Raw genomic sequence first — 456 nt, 5'->3', positions numbered from 1 at the left:
CACCACGTACTCCGCACTCCCCGGATCCAACTGGTCCAGGAACCACAGACGCTGCTGCGCGAACGACAACGGAACCTCCCGCACGCCCTCCGCACGGCGCGGGACGGGCGGGGCCACCTCGTCGCACTCGTCCAGGCTGGCGGCGAGTTCGGCCACCGTCGGGTGGCTGAACAGCCGGCGGACGGGGACGTCCACGCCGAGCGCCCGGCCGATGTGGTTCACGGCCCGGGTGGCGAGGAGGCTGTGGCCGCCGAGGTCGAAGAAGTTGTCGTGGATCCCGACCCGGGGTATCTGGAGGGTGTCGGCCCACACGGCCGCGAGGGTCGTCTCCAGGGGCGTGCGGGGCGGGGTGTGGACGGTGGTGGGGGCGGCCTGCGCGGGGATCGGCAGGGCGCGTCGGTCGACCTTTCCGTTGGGGGTGGTGGGGATCTTGTCCAGGTGCACGAAGTGGTTGGG

The 456-nt window shown here is 72.1% G+C and carries 1 protein-coding gene; it reads right to left on the bottom strand.

The features are described 5' to 3' along the window. A partial coding sequence (locus IF43_RS37530) for a phosphopantetheine-binding protein (protein WP_037891697.1) occupies positions 1-456 on the bottom strand: 456 nt, incomplete at both ends.

The sequence above is a fragment of the Streptomyces sp. NRRL S-87 genome (genome assembly GCF_000719335.1).
Classification (GTDB): domain Bacteria; phylum Actinomycetota; class Actinomycetes; order Streptomycetales; family Streptomycetaceae; genus Streptomyces.
The sequence above is the reverse complement of the archived record's forward strand: the minus strand, read 5'-3'. Positions and strand labels throughout refer to the sequence as shown.